Raw genomic sequence first — 14,096 nt, forward strand, 5'->3', positions numbered from 1 at the left:
TCGTTGCCGGCGCCGGCGCTGATCTTGTTGTAGCCGCCGGCCGCGTTGACGCTGTTGCTGCCCTCGCCGACCTTGATGGTGTTGTAGCCGCCGGCGGCGGTGACGCTGTCGCTGTCGTCGCTGACCAGCGACGGTAGTGGTGCTGGTCGGGATCTTGATGGTCTGCTTGAAGATGCCGAAGCCCACCGTCATGGTGGTGTAGTTCGTGACGGTCTCGTAGACGGCGCTGCCGCTGGTGTCGATGACGTTCCAGGCGCCGGCGGCCGTCACGGTGTCGTTGCCGCTGCCCGTGGTGATGGTGTTCTTGCCGCCGATGGCCGAGACCGTGTCGTTGCCGTCGCCGGTGTCCACCGTGTTGTCGGCCGCCAGCACGTCCACCTTGTCGTTGCCGGCATAGGTCATGACCTTGTTGCTGGCCCCATCCACGCTGAAGGTGTCGATGCCCGAGCCGCCGGTGACCTTGTTGGAGCCGCCCAGGGCGGTGACGGTGTTGTCGCCGTCGCCGGCCGTGATGGTGTTGGCGCCGCCGTAGGCCTTGATGCTGTCGTTGCCGCTGCCCGCGGTGATGGTGTTGGCGCCGCCCCAAGCCTCGGCGCTGTTGTTGCCGTTGCCCAGCGCGATGCTGTTGTAGCCGCCCACGGCCGAGACGGTGTCGTTGCCGTCGCCGGTGTCCACGCTGTTGCGCGCGGCCAGCACGCTCACGCTGTCGTCGCCGGCGTAGGTGACGACGGTGTTGCTGGCGCCGTCCACGCTGAAGTTGTCGCGGCCCGAACCGCCGGTGACCTTGTTGGAGCCGCCCACGGCGGAAACGGTGTTGTCGCCGTCCCCGGCCGTGATGGTGTTGGCGCCGCCGTAGGCCTTGATGCTGTCGTTGCCGCTGCCCGCGGTGATGGTGTTGGCGCCGCCCCAGGCCTCGACCGTGTTGTTGCCGTTGCCGACGTTGATGCTGTTGTAGCCGCCGACGGCCGAGACGGTGTCGTTGCCGTCGCCGGTGTCCACGCTGTTGCGCGCGGCCAGCACGCTGACCTTGTCGTCGCCGGCGTAGGTGGCGACGGTGTTGCTGACGCCGTCCACGCTGAAGGTGTCCCGGCCCGATCCGCCGGTGACCTTGTTGGAGCCGCCCCAGGCCTCGACGGTGTTGTCGCCGTCGCCGGCGGCGATGGTGTTGGAGCCGCCCCAGGCCTTGATCGTGTCGTTGCCGCCGTAGGCCGTGATGCTGTTGGAGCCGCCGGTGGCGCTGACGCTGTTGTTGCCCCAGCCGGCGTTGATGGTGTTCTTGGCGCCCAGCACGCTGATGGTGTCGTTGCCGTTGCCGCCGTCCACCTCGGCCACCGCGCCGGCGGACACCGTGATGGTGTCGTCGCCGTCGCCGCCGTAGAGCTCGTTGTAGACGCCGGCGCTCACCGAGATCTTGTCGTTGCCGCTGCCGCCGTCGATCTTGTTGTAGCCGCCGACGGTGATGCTCAGCGTGTCGTTGCCGTCGCCGCCCTTGAGCACGTTGTAGGCGCCGGCGGTCACCGTGAGGTTGTCGTCACCGCCGTTGCCGTTGAGGATGTTGGCGCCCAGCGACCACGAGGTGTAGTTGTCGTTGCCGTTGCCGAAGTCCTTCTTGGTGTAGCCGAGCTTGGCGATGTCCTCGGCCAGGCTCTTGATGTCGTTGCCCAGCTCCTTGAACTCGTTGCCCAGGTCCTTCAGCCCGTCGCCAAGGTCGCTGACGGCGGTTTCAACCGTTTTGGCCCAGCTGCTGACCGTGCTCGACACATCGTTCCAGGCCTTCTTGGCCCAGCTGAACATTCCCATGGTGATCCCTCCTGTCCTGCGTTTGACGTCTTCGCGGGCGCACTGCCCCCAGCCCACCGTGCGTTTTACGCAGCGAATGTGGAGCAATGTGGGAGAACCGCCGCCGGCGTGCGGCATGGGCGCGCGGCGCTGCCGCCGGGGCGGACAATGCTCGGGCGCGCGGGAAGAACGCTGCTGGAGCGGGCCGCGCGCGCGATGAGACGAGGGAAGCCGCAGCGATGAGCCCGAGAAAGAAAGCCCTGCTGGTCGATGACGACCCGGCAGTCACCGACTACCTGCAGATCAAGCTGGGGGCGCGCTACGACGTGGTCGCCGTCAACGACCCGACCCGCGTGCTGGACGTGGCGCGCGGCGAGCATCCGGACTTCATCGTCTGCGACATCGACATGCCGGTGATGGACGGTGGCGCGGTGTGCCGCGCGCTGGCGGAGGCGCCGGACACGCGCGACATTCCCTTCCTCTACCTGACCTCCATCGTCTCGCGCAGCGAGTCGGCGCAGCTCGATGGCGTCATCGGCGGGCGCCCGGGCGTGTCCAAGCACGCGCCCATCGGCGACATCCTGGCGCGCATCCGCGCCGTGGTCGGCACCTGAGCCGTCGCCGGCGGCCAAGGCCGCGGGCCAGAAGCAAAGAGTTCTGAACCCCGTGACCCGCGCACAGACGCGGGCCGCCCGGCAGGGGCCGGGCGACACGGGATGCTGGGAGGGAATGGATGGACGAGTCCAGGCAGCCGCCACGGGTGCTGGTGGTGGAAGACGACGAGCACGTCGCTGCGGTGCAGCTGGAACACCTGCGGCAGGCGGGGCTGCGCACCGAGCACCTGACGCGCGGCGACGCGGTGGTGGCGCACGTGCGCACCCATGCGCCGGACCTGGTGCTGCTGGACGTCATGCTGCCCGGCGCCGACGGCACCGAGGTCTGCCGCGCGCTGCGCGCCTTCAGCGACGTGCCCATCGTGATGGTGTCCGCCCGCGGCGACGAGATGGACCGGCTGCTGGGCTTCGACCTCGGCGCCGACGACTACCTCTGCAAGCCCTTCAGCCCGCGCGAGCTGGTGGCGCGGGTGCAGGCGCTGCTGCGCCGGCTGGGACGGCTGCCGCAGCCGGTGCCGAGGCCGGACCAGGCACCGCCGCCGGCGCCACGCCTGCTGGAGCTGGACGCCACGGCGCAGCGCGCGCGGTGGCAGGACCGGGCGCTGGACCTCACGCCGCAGGAGTACCGGCTGCTGTCGGTGCTGGCCGGGCAGCCGGGGCGGGTGTTCTCGCGCGCGCAGCTCATCGAGCTGGCCTACGACGGCAGCACCGAAGTGTTCGACCGCGCGGTGGACAGCCACGTCAAGAACCTGCGGCGCAAGCTCGCCGCCGCGGCGCCGGGGCACGGCTTCATCCATTCCGTCTACGGCGTGGGCTACCGCTTCGAGATCAAGGCGCAGGAGCCCGCCGCGGAGCGCGCGCCGGCGCCGGAGGCGGAGTCCCCCGTGCTGGTGCCCGAAGACCTGCGCGAGCGGCTGCCGGATTTCCTGGCCTCGCGCCGTGTGCTGATCGAGGAGGCGCGGCACGCGCTGGCCCGCGGCGAGCTGGACGCGGTGCGGCGCGTGGCGCACCGGCTGGCCGGCAGCTTCGCGCTCTACGGCTACACCTGGGCGGCACAGGGTTGCCTGCGCATCGAGAACGCGGCGGCGCTGGAGCCGGCGCAGGTGGCGTACTGGCTGGACTCGCTGGGCCGCCACCTTGACGGCGCGCCGGTGCGCTTCGTGGCGGCCTCGTGAAGGCCGCCGCCTGGACCGGCGCCATGGCGCACCTGGCACGCTGGCTGATGCTGCTGTGCGCGCTGCTGGGCAATGCCGGCGCCTTCGCCAACCCGGCGCCGCTGGTGCGGCTCAAGGCCGAGCTGCTGGCGCTGGATGCGGGGGTGGACGCGGTCGAGGCGGCGCGCCAGGCACCGGCAGTGGCGTCCGACCCGCTGCACCTGAAGCTGCCCTTCCGCGACCACGGCAGCTGGCTGCGCATCACGCCCTCGATGCTGCCGGTGCAGTCGGTGCTGGTGGTCGAGGGCAACGTGTCCGAGCCGCTGACGCTGGTGCTGCCCTACGGCGCGCGCGAGACCCGCTCGAAGCTGCGGCCGCAACCCGACAGCCCGGTCACGGCCTATGCGCAGGTCTTCGCGCTGCCCGACACGCTGGCGCGGGGCGCGCCGCTGCTGCTGCACGTCGCGCACGAGCACCGCGCCACCGTCCGGGTCAAGCTGATGGATGCCCAGGCCTGGCGCGACGTGGAGCGCCGGCGGCTGCTCGCCGCGGCGATCTTCTACGTCGCCGTCATCACCTTTGCCGTTATCGCCGCCTGCTACTGGGCGGTGCTGTGCGAGCGCATGCTGGGCGAGTACACGCTGTACCTGCTGGCGCTGGTGCTGTTCACGGCCTGCAACGCCGGCTACCTCTACGCGTGGCCCGGCGGCGCGCTGTGGGCCCGCCTGGGCATCGACGGCCAGTGGCTGCTCGCGGCGCTGGCCCTGGGGCTCTCGCTGGGCTTCACGCACGGCTTCCTGGGCTTGCCGCGCCAGGTGCCGCGCCTGGCGCGCCTGTACGAGCAGCTGCGGCTGGCGGGCCTGGCCGTGGCGGCGCTGCTGCTGTTGTCGCCGGTGCACCTGTCCTTCGGCGGCGTGGCGCTGTCGTTCGTCACGCCGCCCATCTTCCTGCTGCAGCTGGGCACCGGCATCGTGCTGGCGGCGCGGGGCAACCGCTACGCCCTGTACTACGTCGTCGGCTGGGCGCCGCTGACGGTGTCGGCGCTGCTGCGCTCGCTGCAAGGCCTGGGCTACCCCGTGCCCTTCGAAGGCGAGATCGTCTACGGCGTGTCGATGGTGTGGCAGGCGCTGGTGCTGACCATCGGCGTGGCGGAGCAGGTGCTGTCCGCGCGGCGCGAGCGCGACCTCGCGCGCCAGGCCGCCGCGCAGGCGGCGCAACTGGAGGTGCAGAACGCGACCCTGAAGGAGAACGTGCGGCTGCGCGAGGAGGTCGAGCGCATGAGCCGCCACGACCTGAAGACGCCGCTGGCCAGCATCGTGGCGCTGCCGCGCCTGGTGCGCGAGGCCGGTCCGCTCAACGAGGACCAGTCCGAGCTGCTGGTGCTGGTCGAGCGCGCCGGCTACCGCGTGCTCAACATGATCAACCTCTCGCTGGACCTGCTGAAGATGGAGCAGGGCCGCTACCGCTTCGAGCCCGCGGCGGTGGACCTGGCGCCGCTGCTGCACAAGGTGATGGCCGACCTGGGCTCGCTGGCCGCCGCGCGCCGGGTGGCGGTGTGCGTGCGCGCCGGCGCCGAGCCGGATGCGCCGCTGCTGGCGCTGGCGGAGGAGACGCTGTGCTACTCCATCCTGGCCAACCTGCTGAAGAACGCGATCGAGGCCGCGCCCGAGGGCAGCGCGGTGACCATCCGGCTGGAGCCGGGCGATCCGCTGTGGGTGCACATCCACAACCTGGGCGCGGTGCCTGAGGCGGTGCGCGGGCGCTTCTTCGAGAAGTACGCCACCGCGGGCAAGAGCGGCGGCTCGGGCTTCGGCACCTACTCGGCGCGGCTGATGGCGCGCATCCAGGAAGGCGAGCTGGACATGCGCACCGCCGAGGACGAGGGCACGACGCTGAGCCTGCGGCTGCGCTCGGCGGCCGGGCATGGCGCGGCGCCGGCCTGCCCGGCGGACGTGGCCCCGCCGGACGCCGCGCGCCACGAGGCGCCGCTGCCGCGGCTGAACGTGCTGATCGTGGACGACGACGAGCACAACCTGCTGGTGATGCGCCGCAGCCTGCCGAGCCCGCCGCTGCAACTGCGCACCGCCACCAGCGGCGGCGCGGCGCTGCAGGCGCACGCGGCGCAGCCCGCGGACGTGATCTTCATGGACCTGGAGATGCCGGCGATGAGCGGCATCGAGGCGGTGCAGGCGCTGCGCGCGCGCGAGAAGGAAAGCCGCTGCCGGCCCACGCTGGTGATCGCGCTGACCTCGCACGAGGACGAGGCCACGCGCAGCCGCTGCCTGCAGGCGGGCTTCGACCTGTACCTGAGCAAGCCCGTGGGCCGCGAGGAGCTGCTGCGCGCGCTGCGCGGCGCGGGCGGCGTGCCGGGCGAGCCGCCGCCCGTGCCGCCGCCGGTGCCCCTGCCAGGCCCGGAAGCGACGCTGGAGCTGGACCCGGACCTGCGCGACACCCTGCCCGGCTTCCTGGCCTCACGCCGGCAGGCGCTGGAGGAGATGGCGCAGGCGCTGCAGGCCTGCGACGGCGCCGCGCTGCGCCGCATCGCGCACCGGCTCGCGGGCAGCTTCGCGCTGCACGGCTTCCGCTGGGCGGCGCACTGCTGCCAGCAGATCGAGCACGCGCCGGCGGATGCCGACCCGCTTCAACTGGAGGCGCAGCTGGCAGCGTTGCGAAGGCACCTGGAAACGGTGCGCATCACGTTTGGGGAAGTGGAGGCGTAGCTCACCCCAGCCGATACAAATCCAGCACCACCCGCCGCGCCTCGCGCTGCCCCACGGCAATCGCCATCATCTTGTTGAGATGCACCCAGGCCGGTGCCCCGGTGGTGAAGCGCACGAGGGTGCGGAAGAAGTACTCGTGCGACCCGACGGCCTCGCCGCGCGCCAGGCGCGCCATGACTTCCGCCGGGCCGTGGCGCAGGCCGTTGCTCTGCACCTCCACCAGGCTGCCGTCCGCCAGGCGCAGCACGTAGTGCGCGGCGATCTCCAGCACGCCGTCCTTGCGCTGCACCTGCCAGTCCACCCCGCCCGGCACCAGCGTGCCGTTGAGCTCCGGCCCCTCCACCGTGCCGCCGCCCAACGGCACGTAGCGCCGCTCGCCACAGGGCGCCTCGCCCAGCGACACCAGCGCATCCACCTCGCAGGTGATGCGGCACAGGGGAACGAGCTCGGGAGCGGGAGGCAGTGCGGACATGGCGATGCGGTTGCAATGGTTGAGCACCCATCTTGACCGGCCACCCCGCCCGGCGCAGTCCACCCAGAGGACGACAGGCCTCAGCTGCCGGCACTCGCGCCGCGGCGCCCGATGCCGCGGTGCCGGTCGGCGCGCACCTCCGTGGCGAAACTGCCGTTGATGCGGCCCGCCTGCGCCTCCAGCCGCTGCAGCGCCGCGTCCAGGCCGGCCAATAGCGTGTCGTCCAGCGCCTCCAGCAGCTGCCGGTTCAGCTCCGCCACCTGCGGGAACAGCTCGGCATGCAGCGCCTCGCCCTTCTCGCTCAAGCCCACCCGCGCACGGCGCCGGTCGCCCGGCAGCGCCACGCGCTCCACCAGCTGCTTGTCCACCAGCCCGCCGATGGCGCGCGAGGTGCGGGCGCGGTCCAGCGCGATCTGCTCGGCCAGCGCCGACGGCGACACCGGCCCCTGCACCGCCAGGTGCGCCAGCACGCGCCACTCGCGCCGCGAGATGCCGTAGCGCCCTTCGCACAGCCGGATCACCGGCGCGCCGCTGAGCGCAATGAGCCGCGTCAGGCGGTAGTTCATCAACTCGTCGAGGCGCTCGGCGCGACGGCTCAGGGTCATTGCGTAGGTCGGTTGATTTCAACAATCGATTGTCGCGTTCCTAGAGTTGAGCCATGTCAAGCACGCGCAACATCCTCTTCATCATGGCCGACCAGCTGCGCTGGGACCACCTGGGCTGCAGCGGCCATCCGTACCTGCGCACGCCCAACCTGGACGCGCTGGCCGCGCGCGGCGTGCGCTTCGCCAACGCCTTCGTCAACAGCGGCGTGTGCGGCCCCAGCCGCATGAGCTACTACACCGGCCGCTACCCCATCAGCCACGGCGCGACCTGGAACCGCGTGCCGCTGCCCGTGGGCGAGGTGACGCTGGGCGAGTACCTCAAGGGCGCCGGCCGCACGCTGGCGCTGGCCGGCAAGACCCACGTCATGCCCGACCACGAAGGGCTGGCCCGCCTAGCGCTGGACGGGCAGTCGGAGCTGGGCACCTTCCTGGAGCGCGGCGGCTTCGAGGAGATCGACCGCTACGACGGGCACCACACGCCCGGCGACGAGAGCGGCTACCCCGGCTTCCTGCGTGCGCAGGGCTACGACAGCGCCGACCCGTGGAGCGACTACGTCATCTCCGGCGTGGACGCCGAGGGCCGCGTGGTCAGCGGCTGGCACATGCGCAACGTGCACCTGCCGGCGCGCGTGCGCGAGGAGCATTCCGAGACCGCGTTCATGACCGACCAGGCCATCGGCTTCATGGACCGCATGGGCCAGCAGCCTTGGGTGCTGCACCTGAGCTACGTGAAGCCGCACTGGCCCTACATGGCGCCCGCGCCCTATCACGCGATGTACACGCCCGACCAGTGCCTGCCCGTGGTGCGCAGCGCCGCCGAGCGCGAGGACGAGCACCCGGTGGTGGCGGCCTACCGGCAGAGCGAGGAAAGCCTGAGCTTCCAGCGCGAGGACTGCATCCGCACCGTGCGCCCGGCCTACCAGGGCCTGGTCTCGCAGCTCGACGCGCACCTGGGCCGCCTGTTCGAGCACATGGAGGCGCGCGGCCTGATGCAGGACACGCTGATCGTCTTCACCGCCGACCACGGCGACTACCTGGGCGACCACTGGCTGGGCGAGAAGGAGCTGTTCCACGACACGGTGCAGAAGGTGCCCTTCATCGTGGTCGATCCCCGCCGCGAGGCCGACGCCACGCGCGGCCGCGTCGAGGAGCGCTTCGTCGAGGCCGTGGACGTGGTGCCCACCATCCTGGACGCGCTGGGGCTGGCGCAGCCCACGCACCGCGTCGAGGGCCGCAGCCTGCGCCCGCTGCTGCACGGCGAGGCGGTCCCGGCGTGGCGCGACTTCGTCTACTCCGAGCTGGACTACAGCTTCAAGCAGGCGCGGCTGCTGGTGGGCCAGGGGCCGCAGGAGGCGCGCGCCTTCTCGATCCGCACGGCGCGCTGGCGCTACGTGTACTGGCTCAACGCGCCCGAGCAGCTCTACGACCTGCAGGCCGACCCGCAGGAGTTCCAGGACCTGGGCCGCAGCGCCAGCCACGCCGGCGTGCGCGAGACGCTGCGCCAGCAGCTGCTGGACTTCCTGGCCCGGCGCAAGCACCGCACCACCGTGACCGACGCCTTCGTCGAGTCCCGCACCAACCGCCACAAGCAGGCGGGCGTGTTCTTCGGGCAGTGGTGAGCCGAGCCCTGCCCGCCACCCGCAACACATCCACTCGCCGCCCATGATCCGTCCGCCCGCCTGGTGGCCGCCCACCCCTGACAGCCTGCGCGCCGATGCGCTGGCCGGGCTGCTGGGCGCCGTGCTGGTGCTGCCGCAAGGCATCGCCTTCGCCACGCTGGCCGGGCTGCCGCCGCAGTACGGGCTGTACTCGGCCGTGGTGCCATGCATCGTCGCGGCGGTGGCGGGCTCCAGCCGCCACGTGGTGTCCGGGCCCACCAACGCCAATTCGCTGGCGCTGTTCGCCATGCTCACGCCGCTGGCCGCCGTGGGCAGCGGGCCTTACGTGGAATTGGCGCTGGCAGTGACGGTGCTGGTCGGGCTGCTGCAGTTCGCCACCGGCGCGCTGCGGCTGGGGGCGATTGCCAACTTCATCTCCCCGACCGCCCTGCTGGGCTTCACCACCGGCGCGGCGCTGCTGATCGTGGTGCACGCGCTCAAGGACGCGCTGGGCCTGGCGCTGCCGCCGGGCACCGCCGCGGCCGGCGTGCTCAAGGAAGCGTTCACGCAGGCGCCGCAGCCCGGCGCGCTGCTGGTGGCGGCCGCGACGCTGGGCGTGGCCGCCGGGCTGCGCTGCTGGCGGCGCGGCTCGCCTTTCATGCTGGCGGCGCTGGCCGTGGGCACGCTGCTGGCGTGGGCGCTGCAGCACGGGGCGCCCCCGGCCTGGCAGCTGCGGCTGCTCGGCGCCCTGCCCTCGGCGCTGCCGCCGCTGCACCTGCCGCGCGTGGAATGGCAGCAGCTGCCGCAGTTGCTGGGCATCGCCGCGGCGCTGACGGTGGTGGCGCTGGCGCAGTCCATCGCTATCGCCAAGGCCGTGGCGGCGCGCTCGGGCCAGCGCATCGACGCCAACCGCGAGTTCCTGGGCCAGGGCCTGTCCAACCTGGTGGGCGGCCTGTGCTCCAGCTACGTCTCCTGCGGCTCGCTCAACCGCTCGCTGCCCAACCTGGAAGCCGGCGCGCGCAGCCCGTTGGCGGCCGTGATGTCGGCGCTGCTGGTCGTGCCGCTGGTCGCGCTGAGCGCGCCGCTGCTGGCGCTGATCCCCTTCGCCGCGATCGCGGGCCTGCTGGTACTGGTGGGCTGGACGCTGCTGGACCTGCCGCGCTGGCGCCACCTGGCCCGCTCCAGCCGCCAGGAGCTGGCCGTGGCGCTGATCACCTGCGCCGCCACGCTGACGCTGCGGCTGGAAGTGGCGGTGCTCATCGGCAGCGCGCTGTCGCTGGGCCTGTACCTGCACCGCACCTCGCGCCCGGCCCTGCGCAGCATGGGTTTCAACGGCGACCCCTCGCCGCACCGCCCCTTCGTGGTGCTGACGCACACGGCCGACCCGCGGCCGGAGTGCCCGCAGCTGAAGCTGCTGCGCATGGAGGGCTCGGTGTACTTCGGCGCCACCGCGCATGTGTCGGACCGGCTGCAGGCGCTGCGCGACCAGCCCGCGCCCCAGCGCCACCTGCTGGTCATGGCCAAGAGCATGAACTTCATCGACGTGGCCGGCGCCGAGCTCTGGCGCCAGGAGCTGCGCGCGCGCCGCGCCCAGGGCGGCGACCTGTATTTCCACCGCCCGCGCCCCGGCGTGCTGGCGCAGTGGCGACGCGACGGCTTCCTGGACGAGCTGGGTGCCGACCACGTGTTCCCCGACAAGCGCCGCGCCATCGCCGCGATCACCCGGCGCCTGGACCGCGAGGCCTGCCACGGCTGCACGGCGCGCGTGTTCGAGGAGTGCGGCGCGCCCCAGGCGGGCTGAAGCGCCCGGCCACGACGCCCCACCCGGCAGCGACCTGCCGGGCAAGACGAACCACAACCACCAGGAGACCCCTGCATGAACAAATCCGTCCTCAGCGCCGCCGCGCTGGCCGCCTGCGCCGGCGCCGCATCGGCGCAAACGGGCGTCACCCTCTTCGGCCTCGTCGATGCCTACGTCGAATCGGCACGGATTTCGGGGCGGGAGACAGTGAACCGCGTCTCCAGCGGCGGCAGCGCCGCCTCGCGCTGGGGCCTGCGCGGGCGCGAGGACCTGGGCGGCGGCCTCAGCGGCAACTTTGTGATCGAGAACGGCTTCGCTCCCGACACCGGCATGGCCCTGCAGGGCGGACGGCTGTTCGGCCGCCAGGCCTGGGTCGGGCTGGCCTCGGCCACCGCCGGCGAGATCCGCCTCGGCCGCCAGTACGCGCCCATGCACTTCTCGATGCAGTCCAGCGACATCGACGCCTTCTCCGCCTTCTCGCCGGTGTTCGCCATGTACCTCTCCAACGGCGAGCAGAGCCGCCAGGACAACCAGGTGAGCTACTGGACGCCCAAGCTCGGCGGCTTCTCCGGCGCCGTGTCGGTGGCCGCCGGCGAGGGCGCCGCCGTCGCGCCCGGTCCCACCACCGGCTGGATTCCCGCGGCAGGCACTGCCAAGCGCAGCCTGGGCGCGCTGCTGCGCTACCAGGCCGGCGCCCTCGACGCCAGCGCCGGCTTCCACCAGGGCGGCCAACGGCTGGCGGCCGGCGAGGCCCAGCAGCGGGCCTTCAACCTGGGCGCCACGTACCGCTTCGGCAGCGCGCAGCTGGGCGGCAACTACTGGGAACACCGCAACGAGCTGCCCACCGCAACGACGGCGCGCACACGCGGCTTCGCGCTGGGCGTGCGCGTGCCCGTGGCCGGCGCGCTCAGCGTCGTGGCCCAGGTGGGCCAGGTGCGCGACAACGGCCGCGCCTATGCCACCGGCGCCGTCAAGGCCGATGGCCGAACCACGCACGTCAACGTCGGCGCCAACTACACCCTGTCCAAGCGCACCGAGCTGTACCTGCGCTATGCGCGCGTGGAGGACCGCGACGCGGGCTACAACGGCCGGGCCACCGCCGCCCTGTTCGGCGCCTTCGGTGCCAACAACGCCCTGCCCGTCAGCGGCTCGGCCCGCACCCTCGGCGTGGGCCTGCGCCACAGCTTCTGAATTCCCCGGCCTGAGCACACAAGGAGACGACGATGCAAACCCACGCCCAAACCCGAGCCCCGTCCCGTTTCGCCCTGCCCGCGTTGGCGCTCGCGCTCGCCGCGGCACTGCCGCTGGGCGTTCAAGCCCAGGCGGCCTGGCCCGCGAAGCCGATCCGCGTGATCGTGCCGCTGCCGCCGGGCGGGCCCAGCGACATCGTGCTGCGCATGGCAGCCGAGAAAGTGCAGTCGCAGCTCAAGCAGCCGGTGGTGATCGACAACAAGCCCGGCGCGGCCGGCAACCTCGGCGCCTCGGAGGCCGCGCGCTCCGCACCCGACGGCTACACCTGGCTGTGGACCACCGACACGCTCATGACGGTGAACCCGCACGTCTACCAGCGCCTGAGCTTCAAGCCCGAGGACCTGCAGCCAGTGATGCGCGCCAGCAGCTTCAGCCAGACCCTGGTGTGCCATCCGGGCGTGGGCGTGAAGACGGTGCCGGAGCTGGTGCGCCGCGCCAAGGACAAGCCCATGAGCTACGGGTCCGGCGGCGCCGGCTCGCCGGGGCACCTGGCGACGGAGCTGTTCAGTTCGGTGGCGGGCGTCTCGATGTCGCACGTGCCCTACAAGGGACCGGCCCCGGCGATGCAGGACATCATCGGCGGCGTGGTGGACTGCGGCTTCCTGGCCGCGCCCACGGTGCTGCCGCACGTGCGCTCCGGGCGCCTGGTGGCCCTGGCCGTCTCCGGCGCCAAGCGCTCGCCGCTGCTGCCGGAGGTGCCGACGGTGGCCGAATCGGGCTACCCCGGCTTCGACGCCACCTTCTCGCTGGTGCTGTTCGCGCCGCGCGGCACGCCGGAGCCCATCGTCAACGCCATGCACGCCGCCCTGACCAAGGGGCTCAACAGCCCCGACGTGGTCGAGAAGCTGCACCTGACGGACCAGGACGTCGTGGCCGCCACCCCGGCGCAAACCGCGCAGCGCCTGGCCGCGGACAGCAAGACCTGGGGCGCGGTGGCGAAGCGGATCGGGTTGCGGCAGGACTGAGAGGGCCTCCTGTCAGGCGGCGGTCCCATCCCGGCGGGGACGATTCGCTCCGGTGGCCGTCACGACGCCGCCTGATCGCCCTCCCCACTCGCTTGCCCACCGCGCGCACGCCACCCGCGCCCATCCCCCGGCGTCCCCAAGCGCCGAGCGCCCTTCCACCGCCTCAGCAACAGCGCATTGCTGCCCACGTCCGCCAGCCAGGAGACGGAGCGGCTCTCGGCAGCGGGTGCTCGCTGTGGGCCTGCATCGCGGCGGCGAGGGACAGCAGCGCGGCGGCGTCGCCGTCCACGGCCTCATGCGCCTCCAGCTTCGGCTTGCCTTCCGCGAGGGTGCCGGTCTTGTCGAAGGCGGCGGTGCGCACGCCGTGGGCCACCTGCCGTGGCTTCGGGGGATGACCACGGCACTTTCGACCCTGACATCGTGGGGAGGCCAGGCGCCTTTCGCGGGATGACGAACCAGGATGCGAAACGCGGCAGCTCGCTGGAGACGGCAAGCCGCGTTTTCAGGCGGCTTGGGTCCATTGCCCAATTGAATTCCCAAAAGCAAAACGCCCCGACCATATTCTGGTCGGGGCGTTTGCTGGGATATTAGCCTGACGATGTCCTACTTTCACACGGGAATCCGCACTATCATCGGCGCTGAGGTGTTTCACGATCCTGTTCGGGATGGGAAGGGGTGGGACCACCTCGCTATGGTCATCAGGCTTGAACTTTTTGCCCAACTGCTTCGTTCAGCAGTTGAGCCAATTCACAGAGTCTATCAGCTTTATTGATTGCGTCGCCGTCTTGGGCAACAACTTCAAATTCTCGCCTTTGACTGCTTCGTCAAAGTTATAGGGTCAAGCCTCACGGGCAATTAGTACTGGTCAGCTTAACGCGTTACCGCGCTTCCACACCCAGCCTATCAACGTCCTGGTCTCGAACGACCCTTCAGGGGGCTCAAGGCCCCGGCAAGACTCATCTTGAGACGAGTTTCCCGCTTAGATGCTTTCAGCGGTTATCTCTTCCGCACTTAGCTACCCGGCAATGCCACTGGCGTGACAACCGGTACACCAGAGGTGCGTCCACTCCGGTCCTCTCGTACTAGGAGCAGGCTCTCTCAATCTTGCAGCGCCCACGGAAGATAGGGACCAAACTG

10 protein-coding genes, 2 rRNA genes and 2 pseudogenes are annotated in these 14,096 nt (G+C 71.5%); 7 read left to right on the forward strand and 7 right to left on the reverse strand.

Annotated features, from left to right (window positions below; genetic code table 11):
* Positions 1-17 precede the first annotated feature (17 nt).
* Together H537_RS57150 and H537_RS56125 are read right to left on the reverse strand one after the other, a co-directional pair.
* Positions 18-128 (reverse strand): annotated as a pseudogene (locus H537_RS57150) (hypothetical protein); the annotation flags it as partial.
* Between the two features lie 316 nt (positions 129-444).
* Positions 445-1,917: pseudogene (locus H537_RS56125) on the reverse strand (calcium-binding protein); the annotation flags it as partial.
* Between the two features lie 101 nt (positions 1,918-2,018).
* Here H537_RS56125 and H537_RS47630 point away from each other — a divergent pair.
* From H537_RS47630 to H537_RS50060, 3 genes are all read left to right on the forward strand, one after another.
* Entirely contained in the window at positions 2,019-2,393 is a 375-nt protein-coding gene (locus tag H537_RS47630) for a response regulator (protein ID WP_051244422.1), read from the forward strand.
* A gap of 119 nt (positions 2,394-2,512) precedes the next feature.
* Entirely contained in the window at positions 2,513-3,568 is a 1,056-nt protein-coding gene (locus H537_RS47635; RefSeq protein ID WP_169517166.1) for a response regulator, read from the forward strand.
* The gene (locus tag H537_RS50060; RefSeq protein ID WP_051244425.1) at positions 3,565-6,267 is read left to right on the forward strand and encodes a response regulator; all 2,703 of its coding nucleotides are present in this window, start codon (positions 3,565-3,567) and stop codon (positions 6,265-6,267) included. The genes H537_RS47635 and H537_RS50060 overlap by 4 nt, the downstream gene beginning before the upstream one ends.
* Position 6,268: 1 nt before the next feature.
* Here H537_RS50060 and H537_RS0136055 read toward each other — a convergent pair whose 3' ends face one another.
* Entirely contained in the window at positions 6,269-6,739 is a 471-nt protein-coding gene (locus H537_RS0136055) for a DUF3237 domain-containing protein (RefSeq protein ID WP_029001743.1), read from the reverse strand.
* Positions 6,740-6,819: 80 nt separating this feature from the next.
* Positions 6,820-7,344 carry a MarR family winged helix-turn-helix transcriptional regulator gene (locus H537_RS56640; RefSeq protein ID WP_029001744.1) on the reverse strand — a complete coding sequence of 175 codons (525 nt, stop codon included), beginning with the start codon at positions 7,342-7,344 and terminating at the stop codon, positions 6,820-6,822.
* A 53-nt stretch (positions 7,345-7,397) separates the two neighbouring features.
* Here H537_RS56640 and H537_RS0136065 point away from each other — a divergent pair, with 53 nt between their 5' ends.
* The 4 genes from H537_RS0136065 (at position 7,398) to H537_RS0136080 (ending at position 12,959) form a co-directional block, all read left to right on the forward strand.
* The gene (locus H537_RS0136065; RefSeq protein WP_029001745.1) at positions 7,398-8,963 is read left to right on the forward strand and encodes a sulfatase-like hydrolase/transferase; all 1,566 of its coding nucleotides are present in this window, start codon (positions 7,398-7,400) and stop codon (positions 8,961-8,963) included.
* Between the two features lie 43 nt (positions 8,964-9,006).
* Positions 9,007-10,743 carry a SulP family inorganic anion transporter gene (locus tag H537_RS0136070; protein ID WP_029001746.1) on the forward strand — a complete coding sequence of 579 codons (1,737 nt, stop codon included), beginning with the start codon at positions 9,007-9,009 and terminating at the stop codon, positions 10,741-10,743.
* Positions 10,744-10,818: 75 nt separating this feature from the next.
* A complete protein-coding gene (locus H537_RS50065; protein ID WP_051244428.1) occupies positions 10,819-11,934 on the forward strand; it encodes a porin in 1,116 nt (371 codons plus the stop codon).
* A 32-nt stretch (positions 11,935-11,966) separates the two neighbouring features.
* Positions 11,967-12,959 (forward strand): Bug family tripartite tricarboxylate transporter substrate binding protein, encoded by a 993-nt coding sequence (locus tag H537_RS0136080; RefSeq protein ID WP_043461620.1) that lies wholly within the window; start codon positions 11,967-11,969, stop codon positions 12,957-12,959.
* A gap of 163 nt (positions 12,960-13,122) precedes the next feature.
* Here the strand turns inward: H537_RS0136080 and H537_RS0136085 are convergent, their stop codons facing one another.
* The 3 genes from H537_RS0136085 to H537_RS0136095 form a co-directional block, all read right to left on the reverse strand.
* Entirely contained in the window at positions 13,123-13,320 is a 198-nt protein-coding gene (locus H537_RS0136085; protein WP_156902165.1) for a hypothetical protein, read from the reverse strand.
* 229 nt (positions 13,321-13,549) lie between these two features.
* Positions 13,550-13,662: ribosomal RNA gene (rrf, locus tag H537_RS0136090) — 5S ribosomal RNA — on the reverse strand.
* Positions 13,663-13,793: 131 nt separating this feature from the next.
* Positions 13,794-14,096: ribosomal RNA gene (locus H537_RS0136095) — 23S ribosomal RNA — on the reverse strand; the annotation flags it as partial.

Origin of the sequence: Azohydromonas australica DSM 1124 (genome assembly GCF_000430725.1) — a bacterium.
Taxonomy (GTDB): Bacteria; Pseudomonadota; Gammaproteobacteria; order Burkholderiales; family Burkholderiaceae_C; genus Azohydromonas; species Azohydromonas australica.

Excerpts from the sequence above, each read along its gene's own strand:
- H537_RS47635 (WP_169517166.1), top strand. The coding sequence starts at position 2,513 with ATGGACGAGTCCAGGCAGCCGCCACGGGTGCTGGTGGTGGAAGACGAC.
- H537_RS0136055 (WP_029001743.1), bottom strand. The coding sequence starts at position 6,739 with ATGTCCGCACTGCCTCCCGCTCCCGAGCTCGTTCCCCTGTGCCGCATC.
- H537_RS56640 (WP_029001744.1), bottom strand. The coding sequence starts at position 7,344 with ATGACCCTGAGCCGTCGCGCCGAGCGCCTCGACGAGTTGATGAACTAC.
- H537_RS47630 (WP_051244422.1), top strand. The coding sequence starts at position 2,019 with ATGAGCCCGAGAAAGAAAGCCCTGCTGGTCGATGACGACCCGGCAGTC.
- H537_RS0136070 (WP_029001746.1), top strand. The coding sequence starts at position 9,007 with ATGATCCGTCCGCCCGCCTGGTGGCCGCCCACCCCTGACAGCCTGCGC.
- H537_RS0136080 (WP_043461620.1), top strand. The coding sequence starts at position 11,967 with ATGCAAACCCACGCCCAAACCCGAGCCCCGTCCCGTTTCGCCCTGCCC.
- H537_RS0136065 (WP_029001745.1), top strand. The coding sequence starts at position 7,398 with ATGTCAAGCACGCGCAACATCCTCTTCATCATGGCCGACCAGCTGCGC.
- H537_RS50065 (WP_051244428.1), top strand. The coding sequence starts at position 10,819 with ATGAACAAATCCGTCCTCAGCGCCGCCGCGCTGGCCGCCTGCGCCGGC.